1 protein-coding gene and 1 pseudogene are annotated in these 725 nt (G+C 40.7%); both read right to left on the reverse strand.

Annotation, left to right across the window (positions count from 1 at the left end):
• Positions 1-206: CDI toxin immunity protein (locus RBI05_RS19235; RefSeq protein WP_456299750.1), on the reverse strand; the 206-nt coding region annotated here is incomplete at its 3' end.
• A gap of 16 nt (positions 207-222) precedes the next feature.
• Positions 223-725 (reverse strand): annotated as a pseudogene (locus RBI05_RS19240) (peptidoglycan-binding protein); the annotation flags it as partial.

A 725-nucleotide genomic window follows, 5' to 3' on the forward strand; every position in this document is an offset into this window, starting at 1 on the left:
TTTTTAAGTTTGGTATCGATAATTTCCGCTGCCCCTTCTATTGAAGCGGTTTCGTATTTTTCCTTCAGAACACCCCAATCTATTCTTCCCCACCTTGTAACTGGATACTTTTCCACAAAAGCTTGAAACAACTTCTCGGTCCCTTCATTCGTCGCAATCTCCACATTGTTGCCTAATAAGTTCACTAGCTCTTTAAATAAAGTCAAATAAGCCCCTCCTGACTCATTTTTGCAAATGCTTCAACAAAGAAATGAACGTATCTTCATTACCCTCAAAAGGAATCACCAGTTTTACAGCTTTGTCCCCTTTTCCAGCTCGGTAGTCTTCAATATTTATTTGCATTCCCTTTTGAGGGTCATAATCAAGTCTCCACAACAGTTTGCCGTCCGCAGACTGACGACCAATCACCTTACCATACGCAGCACTGCTCGGAAGTCTTCCCACAACTGCTTTAGAATCTGCTCCAAGGTCGCCTACAATATCTAATGTTAAATTTCGTGCTTGTTCATAGCTTTTTAGCTTGGTGTTTAAAGTCTTCTCGAGACCCGAACCTGCAAAAGTAATTATTCGTTCAATATTCTTGCTTTTTCCTGCTAATTTCAGGATAAGCGAGCCATCCTTTAGCAACTGTGCTCCGGGAATAAGTGTTGCGGCTGCTAAAATTTTTGATGATTTCGAAGCATCCGAATCACGCAAAGTATTGATGCTATCCAAAATGAGAAAGT

The organism is Paenibacillus glufosinatiresistens, from assembly GCF_031470375.1.
GTDB classification, from domain to species: domain Bacteria; phylum Bacillota; class Bacilli; order Paenibacillales; family Paenibacillaceae; genus Paenibacillus_AQ; species Paenibacillus_AQ glufosinatiresistens.